At 55.8% G+C, this 21,462-nt stretch carries 25 protein-coding genes and 1 pseudogene; 12 read left to right on the forward strand and 14 right to left on the reverse strand.

Annotation, left to right across the window (positions count from 1 at the left end; translation table 11 throughout):
* Positions 1-25: 25 nt before the first annotated feature.
* The 6 genes and pseudogenes from AC4EYZ_RS20105 (at position 26) to AC4EYZ_RS20130 (ending at position 4,318) form a co-directional block, all read left to right on the forward strand.
* Positions 26-1,072: a LacI family DNA-binding transcriptional regulator gene (locus AC4EYZ_RS20105; RefSeq protein ID WP_427769120.1), complete on the forward strand. Its 1,047-nt coding sequence runs from the start codon at positions 26-28 to the stop codon at positions 1,070-1,072.
* Between the two features lie 387 nt (positions 1,073-1,459).
* A pseudogene (locus AC4EYZ_RS20110) lies at positions 1,460-1,690 on the forward strand (type II toxin-antitoxin system RelE family toxin); the annotation flags it as partial.
* A 91-nt stretch (positions 1,691-1,781) separates the two neighbouring features.
* Complete coding sequence (locus AC4EYZ_RS20115) at positions 1,782-2,402, forward strand: LysE family translocator (protein ID WP_474191150.1); 621 nt, start codon at positions 1,782-1,784, stop codon at positions 2,400-2,402.
* Between the two features lie 343 nt (positions 2,403-2,745).
* Entirely contained in the window at positions 2,746-3,375 is a 630-nt protein-coding gene (locus AC4EYZ_RS20120; RefSeq protein WP_474191149.1) for a TetR/AcrR family transcriptional regulator, read from the forward strand.
* Positions 3,372-3,725, forward strand: coding sequence for a hypothetical protein (locus tag AC4EYZ_RS20125; protein WP_474191148.1), 354 nt, complete (start codon positions 3,372-3,374; stop codon positions 3,723-3,725). The genes AC4EYZ_RS20120 and AC4EYZ_RS20125 overlap by 4 nt, the downstream gene beginning before the upstream one ends.
* A 389-nt stretch (positions 3,726-4,114) precedes the next feature.
* Positions 4,115-4,318, forward strand: coding sequence for a hypothetical protein (locus AC4EYZ_RS20130; protein WP_202606193.1), 204 nt, complete (start codon positions 4,115-4,117; stop codon positions 4,316-4,318).
* A gap of 10 nt (positions 4,319-4,328) precedes the next feature.
* Here the strand turns inward: AC4EYZ_RS20130 and AC4EYZ_RS20135 are convergent, their stop codons facing one another.
* Positions 4,329-4,676 carry an antibiotic biosynthesis monooxygenase family protein gene (locus AC4EYZ_RS20135; RefSeq protein ID WP_022522610.1) on the reverse strand — a complete coding sequence of 116 codons (348 nt, stop codon included), beginning with the start codon at positions 4,674-4,676 and terminating at the stop codon, positions 4,329-4,331.
* Positions 4,673-5,020, reverse strand: a complete 348-nt coding sequence (locus tag AC4EYZ_RS20140) for an NIPSNAP family protein (protein WP_041158224.1) — start codon at positions 5,018-5,020, stop codon at positions 4,673-4,675. The genes AC4EYZ_RS20135 and AC4EYZ_RS20140 overlap by 4 nt, the downstream gene beginning before the upstream one ends.
* A gap of 75 nt (positions 5,021-5,095) precedes the next feature.
* On the opposite strand from AC4EYZ_RS20140, the gene AC4EYZ_RS20145 reads away from it, so the two are divergent.
* Together AC4EYZ_RS20145 and AC4EYZ_RS20150 are read left to right on the forward strand one after the other, a co-directional pair.
* Positions 5,096-5,821 (forward strand): ArsR/SmtB family transcription factor, encoded by a 726-nt coding sequence (locus tag AC4EYZ_RS20145; protein WP_041158223.1) that lies wholly within the window; start codon positions 5,096-5,098, stop codon positions 5,819-5,821.
* A gap of 24 nt (positions 5,822-5,845) precedes the next feature.
* Positions 5,846-6,166 (forward strand): hypothetical protein, encoded by a 321-nt coding sequence (locus tag AC4EYZ_RS20150; protein ID WP_041158222.1) that lies wholly within the window; start codon positions 5,846-5,848, stop codon positions 6,164-6,166.
* Here AC4EYZ_RS20150 and AC4EYZ_RS20155 read toward each other — a convergent pair.
* The 11 genes from AC4EYZ_RS20155 to AC4EYZ_RS20205 form a co-directional block, all read right to left on the reverse strand.
* Entirely contained in the window at positions 6,150-6,761 is a 612-nt protein-coding gene (locus AC4EYZ_RS20155) for a LysE family translocator (protein WP_041158221.1), read from the reverse strand. The two genes, AC4EYZ_RS20150 and AC4EYZ_RS20155, sit on opposite strands and share 17 nt — an antisense overlap.
* A gap of 79 nt (positions 6,762-6,840) precedes the next feature.
* Complete coding sequence (locus tag AC4EYZ_RS20160) at positions 6,841-7,671, reverse strand: helix-turn-helix transcriptional regulator (RefSeq protein ID WP_022522615.1); 831 nt, start codon at positions 7,669-7,671, stop codon at positions 6,841-6,843.
* Between the two features lie 219 nt (positions 7,672-7,890).
* The gene (locus AC4EYZ_RS20165; RefSeq protein ID WP_474191147.1) at positions 7,891-9,342 is read right to left on the reverse strand and encodes an NAD-dependent succinate-semialdehyde dehydrogenase; all 1,452 of its coding nucleotides are present in this window, start codon (positions 9,340-9,342) and stop codon (positions 7,891-7,893) included.
* A 55-nt stretch (positions 9,343-9,397) separates the two neighbouring features.
* Positions 9,398-10,321, reverse strand: coding sequence for a 2-hydroxyacid dehydrogenase (locus AC4EYZ_RS20170; protein ID WP_161463023.1), 924 nt, complete (start codon positions 10,319-10,321; stop codon positions 9,398-9,400).
* Between the two features lie 13 nt (positions 10,322-10,334).
* Positions 10,335-11,186 carry a GNAT family N-acetyltransferase gene (locus AC4EYZ_RS20175; RefSeq protein WP_474191146.1) on the reverse strand — a complete coding sequence of 284 codons (852 nt, stop codon included), beginning with the start codon at positions 11,184-11,186 and terminating at the stop codon, positions 10,335-10,337.
* Positions 11,183-11,971: an ABC transporter permease gene (locus AC4EYZ_RS20180; protein ID WP_041158217.1), complete on the reverse strand. Its 789-nt coding sequence runs from the start codon at positions 11,969-11,971 to the stop codon at positions 11,183-11,185. The genes AC4EYZ_RS20175 and AC4EYZ_RS20180 overlap by 4 nt, the downstream gene beginning before the upstream one ends.
* Positions 11,968-12,867 (reverse strand): ABC transporter permease, encoded by a 900-nt coding sequence (locus AC4EYZ_RS20185; protein WP_052475587.1) that lies wholly within the window; start codon positions 12,865-12,867, stop codon positions 11,968-11,970. The genes AC4EYZ_RS20180 and AC4EYZ_RS20185 overlap by 4 nt, the downstream gene beginning before the upstream one ends.
* Before the next feature lie 69 nt (positions 12,868-12,936).
* Complete coding sequence (locus tag AC4EYZ_RS20190; RefSeq protein WP_474191145.1) at positions 12,937-13,995, reverse strand: ABC transporter substrate-binding protein; 1,059 nt, start codon at positions 13,993-13,995, stop codon at positions 12,937-12,939.
* A 36-nt stretch (positions 13,996-14,031) separates the two neighbouring features.
* Positions 14,032-15,339 carry an NAD(P)/FAD-dependent oxidoreductase gene (locus tag AC4EYZ_RS20195; RefSeq protein ID WP_474191144.1) on the reverse strand — a complete coding sequence of 436 codons (1,308 nt, stop codon included), beginning with the start codon at positions 15,337-15,339 and terminating at the stop codon, positions 14,032-14,034.
* 1 nt (position 15,340) lies between these two features.
* Positions 15,341-16,039, reverse strand: coding sequence for an HAD-IA family hydrolase (locus tag AC4EYZ_RS20200; RefSeq protein ID WP_474191143.1), 699 nt, complete (start codon positions 16,037-16,039; stop codon positions 15,341-15,343).
* A gap of 40 nt (positions 16,040-16,079) precedes the next feature.
* On the reverse strand, positions 16,080-17,189 hold the full coding sequence (locus AC4EYZ_RS20205; protein WP_474191142.1) for an ABC transporter ATP-binding protein: 1,110 nt from the start codon (positions 17,187-17,189) through the stop codon (positions 16,080-16,082).
* A 110-nt stretch (positions 17,190-17,299) separates the two neighbouring features.
* Here AC4EYZ_RS20205 and AC4EYZ_RS20210 point away from each other — a divergent pair, with 110 nt between their 5' ends.
* Complete coding sequence (locus tag AC4EYZ_RS20210) at positions 17,300-18,256, forward strand: LysR family transcriptional regulator (RefSeq protein WP_342584899.1); 957 nt, start codon at positions 17,300-17,302, stop codon at positions 18,254-18,256.
* A 70-nt stretch (positions 18,257-18,326) separates the two neighbouring features.
* On the opposite strand, the gene AC4EYZ_RS20215 is transcribed toward AC4EYZ_RS20210, so the two are convergent.
* The gene (locus AC4EYZ_RS20215; protein ID WP_041158212.1) at positions 18,327-19,160 is read right to left on the reverse strand and encodes an oxidoreductase; all 834 of its coding nucleotides are present in this window, start codon (positions 19,158-19,160) and stop codon (positions 18,327-18,329) included.
* A gap of 158 nt (positions 19,161-19,318) precedes the next feature.
* Between AC4EYZ_RS20215 and AC4EYZ_RS20220 the strand changes: the two genes are divergently transcribed.
* The 3 genes from AC4EYZ_RS20220 to AC4EYZ_RS20230 all read left to right on the forward strand — a co-directional run bounded on the left by AC4EYZ_RS20220 (position 19,319) and on the right by AC4EYZ_RS20230 (position 21,449).
* Positions 19,319-20,230, forward strand: coding sequence for an AraC family transcriptional regulator (locus tag AC4EYZ_RS20220; RefSeq protein WP_161463210.1), 912 nt, complete (start codon positions 19,319-19,321; stop codon positions 20,228-20,230).
* A 249-nt stretch (positions 20,231-20,479) separates the two neighbouring features.
* Positions 20,480-20,914: an arsenic resistance N-acetyltransferase ArsN2 gene (arsN2, locus tag AC4EYZ_RS20225; protein WP_278370027.1), complete on the forward strand. Its 435-nt coding sequence runs from the start codon at positions 20,480-20,482 to the stop codon at positions 20,912-20,914.
* Between the two features lie 76 nt (positions 20,915-20,990).
* Positions 20,991-21,449: a hypothetical protein gene (locus tag AC4EYZ_RS20230; protein WP_278370026.1), complete on the forward strand. Its 459-nt coding sequence runs from the start codon at positions 20,991-20,993 to the stop codon at positions 21,447-21,449.
* Positions 21,450-21,462 lie beyond the last annotated feature (13 nt).

Genomic DNA, 21,462 nt, shown 5'->3' on the forward strand with positions numbered 1-21,462 from the left:
TCGACACAGTCGACAGGAAAGGCAAGTGACGCAGGATACCTGCATTGCCGGGAATATTCGTACCATGGAAGAATTTTCGATATTTGTCGGTTTGTCTCGCCCTACGGTATCGAAGTATTTCAATGCACCTGATAGCGTACGTAAGTCCACGCGGGATCGTATTGAAGCGGCTATCGAAGCCTCTGGTTTCACGCCCAATCTGTTTGCAACCAATCTCAAGCGCAGCCGTACCCGGGTGCTGGGAGTCATTATCCCTACTGCTACCGACCCTTTTTATATGGAACTGGTACGCCAAGTGGAGGATATCGCCTCTCGAGCAGGTTACGTCGTCTTCATGCTCTCCTCCAACGGTCAGGCTGCTCGTGAAGCCGATGCTATCGCGCGACTGGAATCCATGAACATTGCCGGGGCCATCGTTGTGCCGATAGGCGCCGAAGGGCCAAGTTCCAGGCTCACATCACTGGAGCGGCGCAGTGCAATCGTCTATGTCGATAGCGCGCCCGATACTGATGCACCCTTTGTCGGTACAGACAATGCCCAGAGTATAGGGCTGATCGTAGACTATCTTTGTCGTTCGGGAGAGCCACCTTGGTTTCTAAGGATGCCGGAGATTAACCGCAATGCCGCTTCCCGTCTCGCCGCCTATGAAAACGCCATGGCCAAGGCAAGAGAACAGCCGCGCATCTTGCCGATACCAAATATCTTGACCTGGGATTTCGAGCGCCACGGCCATGAGGTCGCAATTCCCTTTCTGAGTAAAGGTCGCTCCTCGACAACAGTTCTTTGCGCTAACGACCGTATTGCCCTCGGCGTACAGCTGGCTGCGTGGGAAGCGGGTATAACCGTAGGGCGCCGGCCCGGAGCAACGCTGCGTGTCGCTGGTCACGATGATCACCCCTTCGCACGCTACGGTTGTCCCCCATTGACGACAGTCTCCCAAGATGTGACGAGCATTGCTCAGCGTGCTATGCAGCAACTGATGGAGCGCATTGGCGAGTCTCTGTACGAAACGAGCAATGCCAAGTGCTCAAATCTTATGCCAGGGCAATTGGTTCTCCGAGAATCGGCGTGATGCCTCTACTCTATGTAACGAAGCAGAAAGGAAATTCCGAATGTTTAGAATCGGTGAACCGATCTCGCATTGAAATACCCACGCAGCAATTCATGATGCCCCTGCGTATCTTCAATAAAACCTATAAGATTCTGGTGCTTGAGTGAGCAGACCAAAAAACGGCCCACTATTTGAGTGGGCACAGTAGCCAATCATAAAGCGACCTTACCCTGTTAGAGGCCATACTTTTGAAGCTCATGACGATGCCATCAGCTAAACCATGCCGTCATGCTAGGCGCCATGTATTGCCAGCGCGCTAATATCTGAAGCAGGCCATGTGGCCCACGCAACACGACTTGTTGTTTCCAATCACTCGGTTTAAAGAGCTATTAAGAGTGGGAAAAGCTTGGTGCGCCAGTAAAAACTCAGTTTAAAAAGAAGCGTGCAGAAAGGCTCAATAACCCAAAAGTTGCCGCTGATAAATTGAGCGGCTTTGATGCGTGTTACAAAATTAAGCTGCGCAGCGCTGGCTATCGCTTAGTCTATGAAATCGTTGACGAAGAGCTGTTCGTTTATGTCATCGCTATCGGAAAACGCGATAAAGGTAAGGTTTATGCTGTGCTCAAACGTCGTATGTGACCAAGTTTACATTTGACCAAACCTTGCTAGTTAGGCATAGAATCTAAATCTACACTCTTGGCTCCATTACTAGCCCATAGAGGCGATTTTTATGAACCTAACCACTCTGCTGTTGTTTATCCCTGCCTGCTTCGCCCTCAATATGGCGCCGGGGCCTAACAATTTGCTGTCACTGACCAATGCTAAGCGCTATGGCGTTAGGGCAGCTTGTCTTGCAGGTATTGGGCGGCTGGCAGCCTTTGTTGGCATGATTACGCTTGCTGCAACCGGCTTGGCTACGCTGCTTTACACCTCTGAAAAGATTTTCCTAGTCATCAAGGTAGTGGGTGGCCTCTATCTGTTATGGCTGGCGTATCAATTATGGGGTGCCGACAGCACTGAAAGTGTTGACGGAGACACCCAGCCCAAGAGCCTGTTTGAGCTGGCGCGACAAGAGTTTCTGCTTGCCGCCGGTAACCCAAAAGCCATCCTGATTTTTACCGCATTCCTACCGCAGTTTGTGGAGCCCAGCGGCAATGTAGGGCAGCAGTTTATAGTGCTAGGTGCGCTGTTTTTGCTGCTGGAATGGGTAGCGATTGCCGGTTACTCCTATGCAGGCAGCTTTTTAAGCCACTGGTTTTCACGTCCCGCCATGCGTCGTTTATTCAACCGCGCCTGCGCAGGCTTATTGGCCAGCGCAGGAGTAGGGCTGCTATTGGCTAAGAAAGAGTGAAACGTTGTTGCGATTGCTGGATGCTCGTTAAGAACTTTCTTCCTAGCGAGTGATAATTTCTGCGCGAAGTACCTTATCCCCCTGAAGCTCTTACCCATCACTACTTGATGTGCTTTTCCGAGCGCTAGTCGGGTGAATGAATAACCTTTTTTCGCAAACGGCTTGCTTGTCACCGTTTGGTGATATAAAAAGTCACCAGTCGGTGACAACATGATATGTTGGCGACTCATGATGACAGCCTGTCCGTTGGTTAACCCTAAGGGATAGTCCTGTTAAATAGCCCGGAAGATAGTATCTGGGTATCTAGCGAGTTATTGGCGCAAATAGTCTGGAGTAATTCGGAATGGGTGACCGTAAACAGTCCGAACAGCGGTTAATTCGCGCGGTAGGTGACATTGTTGCTAAACAGGGATTTAAAAGGCTGGGGGTCAACGCCGTGGCACGTGCGGCAGGCGTGGACAAAGTGCTCATCTATCGATACTTCGATGGGCTGCCAAATCTACTTAAAGCTTACGGCGAGAGCGGAGATTTTTGGCCGGGGATTGCTGAGGTGCTGGATGATGATCCTGCCGCTATAAGCTCGCTACCCATTCAAGCGCGCTTGGAACGCGTGATCCTGGGATTGCTAAATACACTTCGCGCCAGGCCGCAAACTATCGTGATATTGGCTTGGGAAATGGTGGAAGACAATGCCTTAACCCAGGCGCTGGCCAACACTCGCGAACGCTGGGGGCTAAAGGTGATTGAAGCCATCTTTCCCGATGCAGAAGAGTATTCACAAGATGTATTGGCGCTGGCGAATGTGCTGGTCGCGGGCATTCAGTATCTTATGATCCGTGCCCGTCGCGATGCAGCTTATGGGGGACTATCACTACATACAGAAGAGGGCTGGATGAGAGTTCAACAAAGTGTGTCACTAGCCTGCCGAATCGAAGTTGAACACTCGCTCTCTGCAAGACAGCCAAGCCGATGAAAGCGACGATGGTTGCGGGGTTTGCCCTGATCGGTTTCGTAAGCGTACTGCTCCTATGTATTGGCTTCATCATGGATTTTCGATCCTTCGATCAGACCCAGGGCGGTTACGAATCTCCTTACACTGACTTCACCGGCCAGCCGATACGCTGGCAAGAGCTTGATACCACGACAGTGGGCATGGTTCATCGCGGTTATGTGGTAGACGTTCTGATCAATTGCCGCTCGGGTATGATGACGTTTGATGTGTTTGGCATAGAGACCCCGTGGCGTAGCTTTTCTGAACGTGCCTTAGTGGTGCATAAACCACGGGATGCCTGCGAAGAGCGGGGATTCTCACCCAGGTTTTAAGAGAAAACTCTCAGCAGATGACGAAACTGATTAACTAGGCTTTGTACGAAAAGTCGGCGAGCGAAGGTCAGGCAAGGCAAAAAACGGCGAAAAAGCGGAGTTTACGGGGTGTAAATGAGCATTTTGAGCCGTTTTTTAACGCCGCATGGCCGAGCGCAGTCAGTTTTCGTACAAAGCCTAAGTAGTGAGCTAGAAACAAGTGGCCTATTCAGATGCAGAAAGAGACGCCCTGTTGAGCGTGAAGGGCGTTGGCCCCACCGTCATCAAGCTGGAAAAATAGCCCGCGATCGAAGTCAGCGATTGCTGCCGCCATTGCGAGAGCCCAGCAAGGGCTATAAAAACAGCAACAGTGGGAGGCAGCTTTAGCTCGCGACCTTTCCAGGCCGTTTATGCTACTGCTTGCTAACTACATTTCCAACACAGGTGGCTGGCAAACCTGCGGCAAAAGCGGCGCCTGGAAGGTAGATGGTGAACTCGCGATCACTGCTGACGGCACTGAAGCCTGCATTGTGATTTGCGCTATAAACGGAGGCGCACTCGACGCCTCGCTAGTGACCAATTTACCTATCGAGAACAGCTGCCCAGTGGGCTAGCCCGCCCGCTTTATGATGGGTGTGCGTCAAGCGAATCCTTCGGTGCCTCGCGGCGGTCATTCATTCCGTAGTCCCGGATGACGGAAGCGACGCGGAGCCGGTAGTCGGCAAAGATATCCTGCCGGCCCGCTTTCTGGACGGAACGGTGAGGTTCGAACGTGCGCCACTGCTTCACGGCTTCTTCGTCCCGCCAGAAGGAGAGCGACAGGATCTTTCCAGGATGTGTGAGGCTCTCGAAGCGCTCAATCGAGATAAAACCGTCGACGCCTTCCAGGTGTTGGCTCAGTCCGCTGGCAGCGTCCAGGTAGTCCTGTTTCCGTTCCGAATGCGGTAGCACTTCAAATATCACGGCGATCATAAAACACTCCACGGATAGACAGATTCAACGCCCAGTGTGCCGTCCACCACCTCAACGAAGCTGCGCTCCTCCTTGAGAATAAACTTCTTCTCTTGAGCCATGGTGAAGTTCGCGTGCCCGCCTTCGTCAGACTTCAGCCGGGCACGGTAGGCCTCATAGGCAGCCAGGCTATCGAATGCGATTAGCCCCCAGGCAACATTGTTAGTGCCCTCGTAGGGAAGAAAATAACCGATAAGGTGGCCACCGCACCGGGGTATGATTTGCCCCCAGTTCTCGGCGTACGCCTTGAAAGCGTCGCGTTGGAAAGGATCGATCTCGTAGCGGATAAAGCAGGTAATGCTCATAGGGGTATCTCCTTTGAACGGTAGCTAGGACGATACCGCGTTGTCGGCCCCTTGTGGTTCGACTAGAATCGAACCATGAGTGAAGGCCCTAACATTGTGCGCGTTGCAGCGCTTATCGGCGATAACGCTCGGGCGGAGGTTCTCTCCGCCCTGATGTCTGGTCGTGCGCTGACGGCGACCGAACTGGCGGACACGGCCGGTGTTACCAAGCAGACCATCAGTTTTCACCTTGGCAAGCTGCTAGACGCAGGGCTGATCACGGTGGAGCAGCAGGGCCGTCACCGCTATTTCCGGCTGATGGGGCCGGAGGTGGCCAGTCTCCTGGAGTCGCTGATGGGCCTCGCTTGCCGCAGTGAGGGGAACCGTCTTGTTACAGGGCCACGCGATCCCGCCCTGCGCAAGGCCCGTATCTGTTACGACCACCTTGCCGGGGAGTTGGGTGTTTCAGTGTATGAACAGATGCTGCGAACGAACATCCTTTATCACCACCCGGGCGGGCTACAGCTCACTGAGCAGGGAAGGGTGTGGTTTAATCAATTTGGTATCGATACAGACGCGCTTGCTTCTTCAAAACGCTCATTTTGTAGGGAGTGTCTCGATTGGAGCGAGCGCAGGCATCACCTAGCGGGCGCGCTTGGCAGTGCGCTGCTTACCCGAATTCAGGCGCTTGGCTGGGCGAAGCGAGAAAAAAATTCTCGCGTTATCGTATTCAGCGCCCAAGGGGAGAAGTTGCTGTCGGCAATGCTCGCACCGCAGAGTGCGCCAACGGTTTCAGCCCAACAAGCCGCTGTCACCTTTTAAGATTCTATAAAACTGAGAGAAATAATGGGAAAGCTCTTTTCACTGATTATATTGTTAGCGCTTGGCTATGCCGGTATTTACTTCTATTACGGCGTTGTCGTTGAACGGGAAGTTCAGCAGCAGTTGGATGACCGCGGCCTCACCGCAGTTAGCGTGGATAACATTGAGTATGGTGTGCTGGCGCCCATTAACACGACTGCGAATATTGAAGTAACCGTCACCTATCGCGGCTCTCAGGCGACGCTAGATTTGATAGTGCAGGGCCATCCCTTATTCTCTGATGAAGTAAGTGTCGAATTCGACGGCTTACAAGCCCTGCGACTGGGGATCAATTTCGGGCAGTAAGTGGTACCCACACATGCTCAACACCAATCGAAAGCGCCACGGCCACCAGCAAAGCTGCCATCAGCCAATTAAAGCCCTTAACGATAGCAGGGCTTTTAATACGGCTGCCTACGGCGCTGCCAATCACGATATAGCTACCGGGTGCGCCCGCGGCTAACAGCGACAGCCCGAATGCCCAAAACACCAAGCTAAGCCCATGAATGTCAGCGGCAGGAAACTGCAATGTGGTAATAGGCAGGGTGGCCACAATGGCTTTGGGATTAAGCAGCTGCATGACCAGCCCATCACGATAACTGACTAGCCGCGGGGCGTTGTCTGGCTCGCTTATATCAACACTTGAACGGGCAATTTTGCTCGCGAGATAAACAATATAGGCGCAGCCCAAGGCGCTCACCACGATGAGTGCTTCATCATCGATCCATGCAGCACCCGCCCAACCTAATACTAATAAGTACGCCAGCATCGCAGTACCCACGCCAAGGCAAAACCCAATCGACTGCCTGGCTTGCCCATTGATGCCAATATTCAAGCCAAGCAGATTCACAGGCCCAGGCGAATACATAGCGCCTAGGGCATAGGCGACAATTCCTAACATGGTTAAACCTCTATGCTGGTATTTAGGTGTAAGAGCCTGTACGAAAAGTCGGCGAGCGCAGGCAGTTTTCGTGCAGAGCCTAGCGTGCGATATCACGCTGGTACTGATGGGGCGTCATGCCATAAATTCGCTTAAAGCGGCGATTGAAATGGCTGAGATCGGCAAACCCATAGCGCAAAGCGACCTCCGTTAGGGAAGCACCTAGGTCTAGCGCCGAACGGGCCGCATTGATTCGGCAATTAATCACATACTGATGCGGCGTAATGCCGTAATGCTGACGAAACAGGCGTAAGAAGTGGTACTTGGAGATATGCGCCGCTTGGCTGATGTCATCCAGGGAGATATCCGTATCCAAGTGGGCGTGAATATAATCTTTCGCCAGGCCCAGCAGCGCATCGGGGCGGGTGAGCACCTGGTTGGGCTGAGAAATCCCGCCGAGTTGCACAGTACGCTCGATTACCTGATAAAGCGCATTCTCCTGATCGATACAGCTACCAGAGTGAGAAGTGACTAAGCGCGCCAGTTCCAAAATGGCATTGCGTAGCCGAATGTCCTGAACAAGAGTGTTATTTGAGCGAAAGTCCGCCGTGCGCTCGTGGCCTAGAGCATCAGCAAACAGGGCATTAACCTGCTCGGGATGCGCATATACCATCAGGTAATCCAGTGAGCGATCTCCGCCCGGTTGGCCGTCGTGAACTTCCTCAGGGTTGAACAAAATTACGTTGCCCGGTGGGCTACGATGAAACTGCCCGCCGCTGAAGAAATCCTGACGTCCCGCCAGCGTAACGCCGAATGCATACTCCTCGTGGGCATGGCGGTCGTAGCTGAAATCCTCAATAGCAGCGTGAAGTACCGTCAGCGTTGGCACGTGCTGGCTCTTGATGAATTGAAACCGGCTTGCGTTACTCATGCCGCCCCCTCCTGATTAGTCACACCACCTAGCTTATGCCAACCCCGCACCCGGATGCTTGTACATAATTGCTAATCGGCTGCGGGGCAGAGATTGGTGAGCTGTGCTCAGAAGATGGGGGGATGGCTGCGTGCTGCTATACCCGGAGGTACAGCCAGGTCTCCTGGCTCATGGCTCATGGCTACAAAATAGCCCCTCCAAAGAGGGACTATTTGCCGGTCAACGAATGCCACCCACACACAGGTATTTGATTTCCACGTAGTCATCGATACCGTACTTGGAGCCTTCGCGGCCGATTCCCGACTCCTTGACGCCGCCGAAGGGGGCTACCTCGCTGGAGATGATGCCCTCATTGAGACCGACGATACCGAAGTCCAGAGCCTCCGCCACTCGCCAGGAGCGGGCGAGATTCTCGGTGTAGAAGTAACTGGCCAGGCCGAAGGGGGTATCGTTGGCAAGGGTGATGGCATCTTCCTCGCTATCGAAACGGATCAGGGGGGCCACTGGGCCAAAGGTTTCCTCGTGCATCAGCAGAGCATCTCGAGAAACGTCAGTGAGAATTGCTGGGTTTAGGAAGTTGCCGCCGCGTGTGTGAGCAATGCCGCCTGTCAACAAGCGGGCGCCTCCCTTCAGGGCATCGTCGATATGCTCCTGCACCTTGGCGACGGCACGCTCGTCGATCAGCGGCCCGAGCGTTACTCCCTCCTCAAAACCGTCACCCACCGAAAGTGCTTCTACGGCGGCCTTAAGCTTGTCGGCAAACGCATCGTAGACACCGTTCTGCACCAATATCCGGTTGGCGCAAACGCACGTCTGGCCGGTATTGCGGAATTTGGATGCCATGACACCATCTACTGCCTCGTCCAGATTGGCGTTGTCAAAGATAATGAAGGGCGCATTTCCCCCCAGCTCCATGGAGACCTTCTTGACAGTGTTCGAGCAGCGCTGCATCAACTGTTTGCCGACTTCGGTGGAACCGGTGAAGGTCAGCTTGCGCACTGCTGGGTTGTCGGTCAGCTCGTTACCGACTACCGATGCCTGCCCGGTGACGATATTCAGTACCCCCTTGGGGACGCCCGCCTGCTCGGCCAGCTCAGCCAGTGCCAGGGCGGAAAAGGGCGTCGCGCTGGCTGGCTTGATCACGATGCTGCAACCCGCTGCCAACGCGGCACCTGCCTTGCGGGTGATCATGGCGTTGGGAAAGTTCCAAGGGGAAATGGCGGCGACCACACCAATCGGCTGCTTGAGCACCAGTGTTCGTCGGCCTTCGCCTGTGCTGGGAATGATGTCGCCATAGACACGCTTGGCCTCTTCGGCGAACCACTCAATGAAAGCCGAACCATAAGCGATCTCGCCGCGCGCCTCGGCCAATGGCTTGCCCTGTTCGAGGGTCAGCAACTGTGCCAGGGCCTCTTGCTGTTCCATGCACAGGTCAAACCAGCGCCGCAAAATGATGGCACGGGCCTTGGCGGTCAGCGCCGCCCATCCGGCGCCCGCTTCCTCGGCAGCTTGAATGGCTGTGCGAACTTCCTCTGCGGAGAGGCTAGGTACATGGCCGATGAGTTCACCATTGGACGGGTTATGCACCGCCACGGTACGGCCGTCGCTAGCCGAGACCCAGGCCCCATTGATATAACACTGCTGGCGTAGAAGGGTAGTCGATTGGTTCATGTCGATTCCTGTCTTTGCTGTTATGGAATAGTCAGGCTGGTGGATCAGCTCGCGTTCAATAGCCGCGCTTGCGGTCGACGACGCCAATCATTTCGTGACCTGCCTGATGCCGGGCAATATTGTCCAGCAGCATCATCACGGCACTTTCCGGTTGGGTCATGCTGGCCACATGAGGCGTCAAAAGAACCCGGGGATGGTGCCACAGGGGGTGATCCGCGGGTGGTGGTTCCGGCGCGAATACATCCAGCACGGCGGCAGAGAGCTGACCGCTGTCCAGGGCGGAGAGCAGGTCGCGATCCACTAGGTGAGCACCGCGCCCCACGTTGATCAGTGACGCACCGCGCGGCAATTGAGCAAAAAGCCTGGCATCGAGAATGCCTCGGGTGTGGTCGGTCAGCGGCAACAGGCAGACAAGGATATCGCTGCCAGCGAGGAAGTCCCCCAGCGCTGCCTCCCCCGCATAACACTTCACGCCAGGGAGTTCGCGAGCAGTGCGGCTCCAGCCACGACAGTTGAAGCCTAACTCCACTAGATGCTGCGCCACCGCTGCACCCAACTGGCCAAGGCCCAATATCCCCACACAGCATTGCGCGGCCGGGCGCACCCGCCATGTTTTCCAAACGCGCTCACGCTGCTGGGTGATGTAACTCAATAAATCCCGATGCAGCCCAAGCACGGCCATCGCCACGTACTCCTGCATGGTGGCAACGATTCCGGGCTCCTGCATGCGCACGAGTGGCACATGGCTGGGCAGAGTATCCAGGTCAAACTGGTCGACACCCGCGCCGAGCGAGAAGATCACCTCCAGATTGCTGAAGCGTTCCAGATCCTCGATTGGGGCCCAGGTACCCAGATAGCGAACATCAAGGGGATCTCCATAGTCTGGCCAGTGGTGAAATGCCATGTCCGGTGCGTGCAGGGCGAACAGCCGCTCCCACTCTCGCCCTCGTTCGGGATCCGCGTTATAAACGAAACTCATGCTGGTTCTCCCATCATCCCAAGGCTTGGCTGGCCAGTGCATAACGTTTGGTAGGGCCGCTCCTTGGAAGATCGCTTCCCGCGACCATCTGAGGAATGCGATCGACCTCGCTAATACCGATCCCGTCAAGCCAGGCGGCTAGGTCGGCATCCAGGGTGTCGAGCCTCACGAAGCTGTTAGAGTGTCGGACCAGACAGGCTTCGGTCAGACACTTGGCGGCGTCATGCCCATCCGCCATGACTGGGCCGATGACGTATCCACGGCCAAAGTCGCGACAAATTGCGGCGCCACTTAATTGGCCATCATCCTGTTCCAGCACCAACGCCTCACCCTGTGCCAGCAGGCTGGAAAGCAGTGCTTGGCGTGGGCTGCCGATAGCCTGTTCATCCAGGGCAATTACTGCCTCGTAGTCGCTCGTACGAAAGGCCCGCAGCAAAGTGTGGGGCGGCAAAGGGGAAAGCACGTGCCCCGCCATCGAGTCGGCAACCCACCCTTGGCACTGATGCACCCAGGCGGTCTCTTTGAAACCCAGTGAGCGGTACAGATCGGCCCCTGCCTGAGTTGCGTGCAGCTCAATGCGTGTGGCGGTGATGGCCTCCAGTAACGTCTCCATCACCTTTCGGCCCAGCCCCTGGCGCTTGTAGTCCGGTGATACGATGACCAGCCCCAGTGTTGCCAGCCTGGCCTCGAATGACCAATGCATCCCGGTGGCAACGAGCTCACCGTTGTGAACACCAGCGACACCACTGCCCAGCGTCAGCAACCGCTTCCAATCGCATCGCCGATGGGGCCACCCCACGGCGTTGGAGAGCTGGACGGCCTGGTCGAGGTGGCGCTCCTCCAGGGGAAGGAAGTCGATATTCATGCCGTTGGCTGCCTGCGTGCCAGCACAAGCAGCAACACCAGTGCGAAGGAAGCGGCTGTCAGCAAGGTGCTGATGGCGGCGATGGTCGGGTCGATTTCGTCGCGCAGCGCAGTGAACATGCGCACGGTCAGCGGCTGGTTCTGTCCACCCGAAATGAAGAGCGCCACCATGGTTTCGTCCAGCGCCTGGATGAACGCAAAGATCGCACCGGTCATTACGCTAGGCATGATCTGCGGCAGGGTGACGCTCATGAACGCGCGGAAGCGGTTCATGCCAAGGCTTCTAGCCACCATCTCCTGGGTCTGGTCGAAACCGTGCAGCCCTGCCGTGACGGCGGTGATCACATAGGGCAGCGCCAGCATCACATCCGCCATGATCAAACCGGGAATGGTATAGAGCATCCCCGACAAGGCGTAGATGAAGAACACACCAGTGGCGACGATGATGATTGGCACGATCAACGGCAGTAGAAGTACGATCTTCAAATAACGCATAAGCCAGTGGGACGAGTTATTGATGGCATAGGCAGCTGCCACGCCAATCGGTGTGGCGATCAATGCCGTGGAAAACGCCACGATCAGACTTGTCTTCGCAGCAGACATCCACCCTGGATTATTGAAAAAGGTTTCATACCAGCGAAATGAGAAACTGCTGGGTGGAAAGGACAGAAAACGGCTGTCCGAGAACGACATGGGGACGACAATCAGCAGTGGCAGGATCAGAAAAATCAGCACCAGCGCCACATAGCCAATAAAGCTTATTCGGCTCAAGGATAGTTTGTTCATTTTGCACCCAGTATCTTCTCGAGAGGGACGAGTCGGCTCACTACGTAGAAAATGGCCAGCACGCAGATGAGCAGCACGACACTGACTGCACTGGCGGCACCCCAGTCGCTATAGAGCTGGATGTTGCGGCTGACCAGCATCGAGGCCATGACTGTGCGCCCTCCACCCACCAGCTCGGGGGTGATATAGAAGCCGAGGCACAGCACGAACACGAGGGTCATGCCCGCCAAAACCCCGCTGAGAGAGAGCGGGAAGAACACCCTCATGAACACATGCAGGGGAGTGCCGCCGAGACTGGCACCGGCTTGTATCAGATCGCTGGGAATTTTCTGCATGGTGGCATAAAGCGGCAACACCATGAACGGCAGCAGGATATGCACCGTGGCAATGATGGTGCCCAGCTCGTTATGCACCAGCGCCAGCGGTGCATCGATAAGGCCTACGCCCAACAGGGATTCATTCACCACGCCTGAGCGTTGCAGCAGGATTAGCCAGGCATAGGCCCTCACCAGAACGCTGGTCCAGAATGGCAGAATCACCAGCGCCAATACCAGCATCGACCAGCGCCGTGGCAATATCGACGCGGCATAGGCAATGGGGTAACCCATCAGCAGCGCCAGCAGCGTCACGATAAAGCTGATGCGAAACGTGACCCAGAACGTATTCCAGTAAATACCTTCCGTGAAGATTCGCTGATAGTGCTCCAGAGAAAAACCGTCGGCATAGAACGATTGACCGATCAACCAGCCAAGGGGGATGAGGAGCAGCACGAAAACCACCAGCACGGCGGGCGACATCAGGAGCAGCATGAGCGCATGCTCGCGCCGCCGATAGCCCAGTGACGCATCCCGGTGACTAACGTGAGGGTAATTATTGTTGATGGCGGTCGCTTTCAAAGGATGTCTCCTATCGGGAAATCGACAAGCGTTGCCGTAACTCGTAGGCGGGCCACGGCAACGGCGCTCTTATCGCTGCATGAACTCCAGCCAGCGACGTTCCGCTTGTTCACCTGCCGAGGAAGCCCACCACTCGTATGACATCAACACCTGACGCTCGGCATTTTCGGGGAAACTCGGCAACTCCCTGGCACGCTCATCAGGAATCTTGCCCGTATCGAAGGCGGCCGGATTTCCGGGGCCGTAGTCGATATGCAGAGGTAGGTTGGCCTGATACTCAGGGGCGATGGCTGCGTTGATGAACTCGACGGCGGTATCCTGATTGGGCGCGCCTTCGATAATGCACAGATGCGTGTTCTGCAAAACCCCATCGTTATAGGTGAAGTCAGCGTCAGCGCCTTCATTGATGATGGCGCTAACTCGGCCATTCCACATCATCAACATATCCACTTCGCCATCATAGAGCAGCTGCGCCGACTGCCCGCCGGAGGTCCACCAGGTGGTGATATGCGGTTTGATCTCCTCGAGCTTGGCGAAGGCCCGGTCAACATCCAGCGGATAAAGGTCTTCTCGTGCAACACCATCAGCCATCAAGGCGGCTTCGAGCGTTCCTAGCGGGTGGTTGCGCAGTGAACGGTTACCGGGATACTCCTCCACATTCCAGAAGTCCTTCCAGCTTTGTGGCGGATTACCATCGAAGGCCTCTGGATTGTAGGCCAGTACGCTGGAATAGAACTCGTAGGCAACCGAGTAGGGCGTCTTGTACTCCTCGGGCATCGACTCGGCGTTAGGAATCTGGCTGAAGTCGAGTTCCTCTATCAGTCCTTGATTGCCGCCCCGCACACAGTTCAACGGCGGGGTGTCGACCACATCCCACACCGCCTGGCCGGTGGTGCCCTGGGTTCTGATCATCGGCCAGGCGTCGGGGGCGCTCTCCTGGATAATGGTGATGCCCAGCGCCTCGGCCACCGGGTCGAGGATGGCAACCGTTTGTGCTTCCTGGTACGCGCCACCCTGGGAGACGAAAGTGATTTCGCCGTCTGCCAGCGTTTGCCCGGCGCCAAGCGCACCGATGACCATTACTGAAGAACCAAACAGGTATTTCAAGCAGTTAGTATCTTTCATCATGCGATCTCCAACTGAGTAAATGCTTCCGACGCCCAATCAGCGCCCGATTGCATCAAGGAACTGGTAGTAACCCGCTACCAGTCGAATACCGACTTCACGCAAGGGGTAAAACGGAACGGCCTGGAGCCGCTCCGCCGCAAGCAGCGCCATGTCAGGGCTTTCGCCCATGGCATAGTCCGCCGCCAAACGCCCGAGTAAAGTCGACATAGCCACTCCAGCGCCGTTGTAACCGGCGGCGTAGCAAACTCTGTCGTCAAATCTGCCGACATGGGGTAGGGCATCCAGCGTCATGCCCACATGCCCCGACCAGCGGTAGGCGATGCTGATATCGGCAAGCTCTGGAAAGAGCGACACCATGGCTTTACGCAGAGAGTCGAATGCCGCCTGGGAATCATTTTTACCGAATGCTCCCCGGCCGCCGAATACGACCCGGCCATCGACCTTGCGAAACCAACGCATCATCCTGCGCGTTTCACCGTAGCTTCTCTCCTTGGTCATCAGGCGGCTCTGCAGCGCCACCGGAAGCGGCTCAGTCGCAATGATCGAGCTTCTGAACTGAACCAGGCGCGACTTGATAGCAGCACTGACCGGGGTGATATCCGAATAGGCATTCGTTGCCAGGATCACCTGACGCGCCTTGATCTCACCACCTGGTGTCGTGATGCGGACACCATCCTCCGTGCGGCGCATATGGCTAGCGGGACTTCGCTCGAAGACGATCTCGCCATGGCGTCGATTAATTCCCTCTGCTAGGCCCCGCACATAGTCAAGCGGATGCAAGGTGCCGACGCCAAGCCCTAGCACTCCCCCCGTAAACGCGTGGGAGCCTGTCTCTTCTGCCACCTCGCCAGCGGAAAGGCATCGCAGCGAATCATCACCCAATTCCCGCCGCATCCATTCGGCTTCTTCGGTAATCGCTTCCAATGCCCTGGCCGTATGGGCGCAGCGCAGATTGCCGCAGCGCGTAAAACGGGCACTTTTCAGGTCATACTCCTGAATCAGGGCGTCCACCTCATCCACCGCCTCATGGCAGAGCCGGTGCATGGCAGTGGCGACTGGCATGCCGTGGGCCTGGGCGATGCTGGGGAACGATAGCCGGAACTTGGCGGATACCACGCCGCCATTGCGACCGCTTGCCCCCCAGCCGATAGGATTGGCATCCACCACGATGGCTTGGACACCTCTTTCGGCCAGCCGGTGGGCCGCTGTCAATCCCGTGTAGCCGCCCCCGATGATGGCAACATCGACCGCCTTGTCACTGGAAAGGCTCCCGACGCCAGGCGCGACACGCGCCGTGTCACGCCAAAGTGAAGCAATCTGGGATGCTGGCTGCGGCCCACTCATATCACACCTTCTCTACGGCGTCGGCCAACGCCTTGAGCGTGGGGAAATGAAAGTCAGGCTTTGTCACCTGTGCGGGTTCCGGTGTACCGCCGAATCCCGACTGGCCCTGGCGACGCTCTATCCAGCAAGTGGTGTAACCCAGCTCCTTGGCAATTCCGATGTCGTGGTATTGGCTCTGGGCAACATGCAGTATTTCCGAGAACTTATAGCCATGAGCCTCCTGACGACCACGGTTGTAAGCGAAGAATTGAGGGTTGGGCTTAGCCACGCCGGTCTCGTCGCAGGTCACGCTATCGTCGAACGGATCGTCAAGGGTATGCGAATAGCAGGAGAATGCCGTGCGGTCGGCATTGGTCATTGCTACCAGACGATAGTGCTTGCGCAGGCGCTTCAGTGCCGCCACTGAATCCGCGAAGGCGGGCCAACGAAACACCGCCAACTGGAAGGTATCGGCTGAAACCGAATCCGCAGGCAGCTTCAACTCCTCTGCCAGCGAGCGGTAGACATCTGCCATGGCACTGCTCGAACGGCCAGGGTAGCGATCCCGCCCACGTTTGTAGGCCTCGAAAATGGTGTCGTCGCTCAACTCCTGAGCAGCACTTCCACCCAGCCGACGGATAGCATCCAGTACACCGGTTTCGAAATCGATCAGCGTGCCCACGACATCGAAGGTAAGAACTTTAAAATTGGAAAGTTCCATAATCGTGAATGACTCCTTTCTGAGGTGCTTTGAAGTTATGTCAGGCGACGTTTGCCGCCGGAGGGGCGCATCCCGCACGAGGCACGATAATGGTGTCCTCTGGATGCAGTACCACGCTCAGACGCTCGCCGAGCGGTGGAATCTTTTGCAGTGCCGTATGGTGACTGGGCTGCCGCATGCTGATTGAGGTTCCATCTTCCAGTTCAAGAAACAGTCTCAGGCTATCGCCCTGGTATACGGCCTCCATGACCCGACATGGCAGGCGATTGATGTCCGGTTCATGTTGGCCGTCATCTATCAGCAGTTTTTGGGTCTGGATCGCCAGCAGTAGCTCAGCATGGGGAGCGATGGGCTTGGCAGAACGCAGCGTATGAGTGCCTAGCTGGACAGTGTGCTCATCAATGCGGGTTACCGGGAGTAGGGTGGAATCACCGATGAAGCTGGCCACGAAGGAGTCTTTGGGGTTGTTGTTCAGCGTTTCGGGGGCGCCGATCTGTACCAGCTCACCATCCTTGAGGATCGCGACCCTATCGCTCATGGTCAGCGCCTCACGCTGGTCGTGGGTCACATACACCACGGTGGCCCCAAGCTTGCGATGCAAGCGGCGCAGTTCAATCTGCATCGTCTCGCGCAACTGCTTATCCAGCGCCGATAGCGGTTCGTCCATCAGGATCAGTCGAGGCTCGAACACGATTGCTCTGGCAAGGGCGACGCGCTGCCGTTGGCCGCCTGACAACTGAGACACTCCACGATCCTGATAGCCATCAAGCTCGACCATGGCCAGCGCCTGTTTAACTCGCTCCGGCCACGTTGACTTGGGCAGTCGACGAGCCCGCAAGGGAAAAGCGACGTTTTCGCCGACACTCATGTGAGGAAAGAGCGCGTAACTCTGAAAAACGATGCCGATATTGCGCTTGTGGGGCGGCATGTAGGTCATGTCCTGATCACCGACCCATACCGACCCTGATGACGGCATGACAAACCCGCCCAAGGCGCCAAGCAAGGTCGTTTTTCCCGAGCCTGAAGGGCCCAGCAGCGACACGAATTCACCTGGCTCAATATTTAAGGTTATGTCCTTCAGGGCTTCCGTGCTGCCATACTGCTTACTGATTGAACGTATGGAGACACCCACGCTATCTCGCTCATCCATAGGATTTATCACCTTTCATTGTTGTGATGCCTATCGGTTGACATTGAGTACAGCAGATAAGATGTCCGGGGACAATTGCGAAAATCTTGGTGTTATCATAAGCTCAAGTTATGCCAACATTGCGCCGACAACTACCCAGCGCCAACGCCCTGTTTGTTTTTGAATCAGCGGCTCGCTGCGGTAACTTCACAAAAGCCGCCGCCGAACTGGGGGTTACCCAACCGGCGGTCAGCCGAATGCTTGCGCTTTTGGAGGAGTATCTGGAGGTAAAACTGTTCTTGCGGACGCCTGGCAAGACCGTGCTGACGGAGAGTGGTGAGATACTTTATCAAGGGGTGATCGACGGCTTTCACAATATCGAAGCGGCGATTCAGGAAATCCGGGCGCGCAGCACCGGGCTTGAAACCGTCACGTTATCGGTGTCAACCGCCTTCACCACCCATTGGCTCATGCCGCGCATGCACAGGCTGCAGGCGCAGCTACCCCATATCGATCTGCGCTTTCAACTGATATCGGGGTCGGTCAGCGGCTCGGTCGAGGATGTTGACCTGGGGATTCGCTTCGTCACGGGGGAGGACATCCTGCATGACGCCTCGTTGATACTGCCGGAGATACTGGTGCCGGTCTGCAGCCCGGCTTATCGAAAGCAGCAACTCGAATCGCCCGGCATCGATGTCTCCACCACCCTGATTAGCCTCAGCGACAGCCGCATAGACTGGTTTGAGCTTTTGCCCAATTTCCATCTGCAAGCTTATGGAACCACTCACTCGCTGGTATTTTCGGACTATGCCGTCGTAATCCAGGCGGCCCTGCTGGGCCAAGGTATCGCCATCGGCTGGCTGAATATCGCATCCCATTGGCTGGAAACGGGCTCGCTGGTGCCCGCCACGCCAACCGCGATTGCCACCGAGCGGCTATGCCACCTGGTTCACTCACGCAAAAAGCCGCTAAGCGAGGCCGCCAAGCAGGTGCGGGAGTGGATCATCGCAGAAACCCACAATGATGTTGTGAATGTGTCGAAAAAGTATCCAGAGTTGAATCTGGAGCCTCTGCTAAAGAGTCGCTAACACTTCATTACGACGAAACGACTCCACCCGACGATTCAGACCCATGGGAAGGGATTTAGCAGTTGAACCTTCAGCCATCAGTCGAGCGCGTGAGTGTCTCCCATTCACTGATTTCGTCGGCAAGCGCCGACAACTTGCTGCGCACCAGCGCTAGTGCATCGCTTCCCAGCAGCAGATGCTCCGGCGGCGTGTCGCTGGCTATTGCGTCCAGCATTGCGCGAGCTGCCTTTGCCGGATCGCCAAGTTGCTGACCGCTTTTCTCGACCCGGGCATTACGAATCGGATCAAATAGCGCGTCGTAGTCGGAGATCGAGCGCGGCGAGCGGGACATCGAGCGACCAGCCCAGTCGGTACGAAACGAGCCGGGTGCCACGGCAGTGACATGAACATTGAACGATTTCACTTCCTTGCCAAGCACCTCCGAAATACCTTCCAGTGCAAATTTACTACCACAGTAATAAGCGATGCCTGGCATCGTGATGAAACCACCCATAGACGTGATGTTGAGGATATGTCCGCGCCGACGTGAGCGCATGTATGGCAACACAGCCTTTGTGACGGCAACAGCTCCGAATACGTTCACGTCAAACTGCCGACGCATTTCGGCCAATGAGGATTCCTCCAGGATACCTTCATGGCCATAACCGGCGTTGTTGACGAGAACATCGATTTCTCCGACGTTTGCCTCTATCTCGGCCACTACCCCGTCGATGGCATCGAAGTCGGTCACATCGAGCACACGGCCCACTGCTTTCTCCGGATTGAGTGCCTCAAATGCCTGCTTGGCCCGTTCGCTGCGTACCGTGCCGACCACCTGATGGCCGGTAGCAAGTGCTTCTTGAGCCAGCGCCCGGCCAAAGCCGCTACTGACGCCTGTGATGAGTAAAAGTTTGCTGGTAGACATGCAAATAGCTCCTGTGTATCAGTGGAAGATGCACATTACCCCTTTGTATTGCCTTCTTTCAGGCATAAAATTCTTATATTATTGCCTATTCTGATAATTCCAGTCGGTATCGCGTGAAAAAGACACTTTCCACTCCGCAGACGGCTGAACAGCGGCACATGGTGACGCTGCTTCAAGCGCTGGCGCCGGAAGAAGGATACAACCTCACGGCCCTGCCCGACGTGCGCATCCTGCGTTCGGATCGTTCCTTGTCTCGTACTCCCGTGCTGTACGACCCCGGTATCGTGATTGTTTGCCAGGGGAGAAAGCGGGGTTATTTCGGCCATCAGGTTTATCTTTACGACGAGCAGCACTATCTGGCGGTCGCGGTGCCGGTGCCCTTCACGATGGAAACCGAGGCGACGCCAGAACACCCACTGCTAGCCATATATATGCATCTGGACTTTCAGCTCGCCGCGGAGCTGATGATCCAGATCGACCGCCATCAGTCTCCTACCCAGAAAAACGTGGCCCAAAGCCTAATGTCCAGTCCCATGGATGCTGCGTTGCGGGTGTCCGTGACACGTTTTCTCGAAACGATGAGCCAGCCGCTTGAGGCGGAGATTCTCGGCCCCGCGCTGGTGAGAGAACTGTATTTTCGCGTGCTCACCGGTGCGCAGGGCAATGCCATGCGTGCGGCGCTGGCAATGCAGGGGCAGTTCGGGAAAATCGGCAAGGCGTTACGCCACATCCACGCGACCTACGCTCAGCCGCTTAACCTGTCGCAACTGGCTAGCGAGGCCGGTATGAGCGTTCCGACGTTTCTTAATCACTTCAAAGCCATTACGCACACTTCACCCATGCAGTACGTTAAATCCACGCGACTGCATCAAGCACGACTGCTGATGGTTCGTCAGAGCATGACGGCAGAGGCCGCTTGCCACGCCGTCGGCTACCTGAGTGCTTCGCAATTCAATCGGGAGTTCAAACGGCTTTTCGGCTTGACGCCAACTGCCGAAACGAAACGGATGCGGGAGAACTTTGCCCTACCGCCCGCTTTCGCCAAGTCGGATTACGTCTCTTCGCATTGAGGCTGACCTGAGTTTAGTCACAACACCGCCATGCGCAGGCTAATGAGTTGCGCTACCAAGGCGGATAACACCGTCTTGATAAATTGAAACTGGCCTGGGTTAGTCATGCCGCCCCTCCTGATTGGTCACAACCCGAATGCTTGTACATAATTGATAATCGGCTGTGGGACAATAAGCGTTCAAGGTCTGGGTAGTGGTCAGGTTGATTGTGTCGGGTGATAGCTAGCTTTAGCACTTTAGGAGAGAGTCATGGAGCACATTGCCTATAACCAAGAAGTCACTGCGCTCTTGGCTGCTTGTGATTTACCCGTTGTTGACCTGCGGGTGAATGGCGATGTCTGCTTCTTTGGATTGCGCCAAGAAGGCGATCTTTTAGGCGTGATAGGGATTGAGGTGCACGGTGACATCGGGCTTCTGCGTTCGCTTGCGATTCCCGTAGCCCATCGAGGGAAGGGGCTCGGCCAACAGCTTGTCGCCTACGCTGAAGAGTGGGCCATTCGCAGTGGCCTAAAAGCGCTATATCTTCTCACCACCACTGCCGGTGAATTGTTTAAACGGCTAGGGTATGCGGAGTTATCTCGCTCGCAGGCACCGAAAGCTATCACTGAAACACCACAGTTCGCGGGACTATGCCCGGCCTCATCGAGCTTTATGTTTAAAGAGTTAAGCGCAAGCAATAGCTAGCCTCGGCGAGCTATTGAGTGGCGATTCCAGGCCTGCGCAATAATCTTGGCGCTATATGAGAAAAGAAGGAGAAGACGTGCATCAGTTAGCGGCTCAATGGATAGTGGGGGTACTGAGAGATAGAAATGTCCCTTTTCAAATCTGCGGAGGGCTCGCAGCAAAGGGGTATGGCTCTGAACGAGCGTTGAACGATATTGACCTGTTCGTACCCAGCGAGCACTTTTTGACGGTGGTGCAGGCTGGCCAAGCGAACATATCCAAGCCCGCTACGCACTACTGCGAGGAGGGCTGGGATTTAACCTATGTCCAGTTCAAGTATGAAGGCATCAAGGTGGAGGTTGGCAACGCCGACGGCGCGCAAATTTTTGATGCAGCCAGCCAGGCCTGGGTGCCGCTCAATATTGATTTTGCCCGCTATGAAACAGTGAATTTACTAGGCCTGGAGCTTCCTTTGATGTTCAAGGATGACTTGATCCGCTATAAGTCGGTGCTCTCAAGACCGGTCGATATCGACGATATTCGCGCCATAAGATAGGCAATCTCCATTT

The sequence above is a fragment of the Vreelandella sp. 162(4c) genome (assembly GCF_058152265.1).

What these genes read in the sequence shown, in the direction of transcription:
- AC4EYZ_RS20115 (WP_474191150.1), top strand. Translation starts at nt 1,782, where the DNA reads ATGAACCTAACCACTCTGCTGTTGTTTATCCCTGCCTGCTTCGCCCTC.
- arsN2 (WP_278370027.1), top strand. Translation starts at nt 20,480, where the DNA reads ATGGAGCACATTGCCTATAACCAAGAAGTCACTGCGCTCTTGGCTGCT.
- AC4EYZ_RS20150 (WP_041158222.1), top strand. Translation starts at nt 5,846, where the DNA reads ATGGGAAAGCTCTTTTCACTGATTATATTGTTAGCGCTTGGCTATGCC.
- AC4EYZ_RS20215 (WP_041158212.1), bottom strand. Translation starts at nt 19,160, where the DNA reads ATGTCTACCAGCAAACTTTTACTCATCACAGGCGTCAGTAGCGGCTTT.
- AC4EYZ_RS20195 (WP_474191144.1), bottom strand. Translation starts at nt 15,339, where the DNA reads ATGAGTGGGCCGCAGCCAGCATCCCAGATTGCTTCACTTTGGCGTGAC.
- AC4EYZ_RS20165 (WP_474191147.1), bottom strand. Translation starts at nt 9,342, where the DNA reads ATGAACCAATCGACTACCCTTCTACGCCAGCAGTGTTATATCAATGGG.
- AC4EYZ_RS20130 (WP_202606193.1), top strand. Translation starts at nt 4,115, where the DNA reads ATGCTACTGCTTGCTAACTACATTTCCAACACAGGTGGCTGGCAAACC.
- AC4EYZ_RS20210 (WP_342584899.1), top strand. Translation starts at nt 17,300, where the DNA reads ATGCCAACATTGCGCCGACAACTACCCAGCGCCAACGCCCTGTTTGTT.
- AC4EYZ_RS20145 (WP_041158223.1), top strand. Translation starts at nt 5,096, where the DNA reads ATGAGTGAAGGCCCTAACATTGTGCGCGTTGCAGCGCTTATCGGCGAT.
- AC4EYZ_RS20125 (WP_474191148.1), top strand. Translation starts at nt 3,372, where the DNA reads ATGAAAGCGACGATGGTTGCGGGGTTTGCCCTGATCGGTTTCGTAAGC.
- AC4EYZ_RS20205 (WP_474191142.1), bottom strand. Translation starts at nt 17,189, where the DNA reads ATGGATGAGCGAGATAGCGTGGGTGTCTCCATACGTTCAATCAGTAAG.
- AC4EYZ_RS20200 (WP_474191143.1), bottom strand. Translation starts at nt 16,039, where the DNA reads ATGGAACTTTCCAATTTTAAAGTTCTTACCTTCGATGTCGTGGGCACG.
- AC4EYZ_RS20180 (WP_041158217.1), bottom strand. Translation starts at nt 11,971, where the DNA reads ATGAACAAACTATCCTTGAGCCGAATAAGCTTTATTGGCTATGTGGCG.
- AC4EYZ_RS20170 (WP_161463023.1), bottom strand. Translation starts at nt 10,321, where the DNA reads ATGAGTTTCGTTTATAACGCGGATCCCGAACGAGGGCGAGAGTGGGAG.
- AC4EYZ_RS20190 (WP_474191145.1), bottom strand. Translation starts at nt 13,995, where the DNA reads ATGATGAAAGATACTAACTGCTTGAAATACCTGTTTGGTTCTTCAGTA.
- AC4EYZ_RS20220 (WP_161463210.1), top strand. Translation starts at nt 19,319, where the DNA reads ATGGTGACGCTGCTTCAAGCGCTGGCGCCGGAAGAAGGATACAACCTC.
- AC4EYZ_RS20160 (WP_022522615.1), bottom strand. Translation starts at nt 7,671, where the DNA reads ATGAGTAACGCAAGCCGGTTTCAATTCATCAAGAGCCAGCACGTGCCA.
- AC4EYZ_RS20155 (WP_041158221.1), bottom strand. Translation starts at nt 6,761, where the DNA reads ATGTTAGGAATTGTCGCCTATGCCCTAGGCGCTATGTATTCGCCTGGG.
- AC4EYZ_RS20135 (WP_022522610.1), bottom strand. Translation starts at nt 4,676, where the DNA reads ATGATCGCCGTGATATTTGAAGTGCTACCGCATTCGGAACGGAAACAG.
- AC4EYZ_RS20120 (WP_474191149.1), top strand. Translation starts at nt 2,746, where the DNA reads ATGGGTGACCGTAAACAGTCCGAACAGCGGTTAATTCGCGCGGTAGGT.
- AC4EYZ_RS20175 (WP_474191146.1), bottom strand. Translation starts at nt 11,186, where the DNA reads ATGAATATCGACTTCCTTCCCCTGGAGGAGCGCCACCTCGACCAGGCC.
- AC4EYZ_RS20140 (WP_041158224.1), bottom strand. Translation starts at nt 5,020, where the DNA reads ATGAGCATTACCTGCTTTATCCGCTACGAGATCGATCCTTTCCAACGC.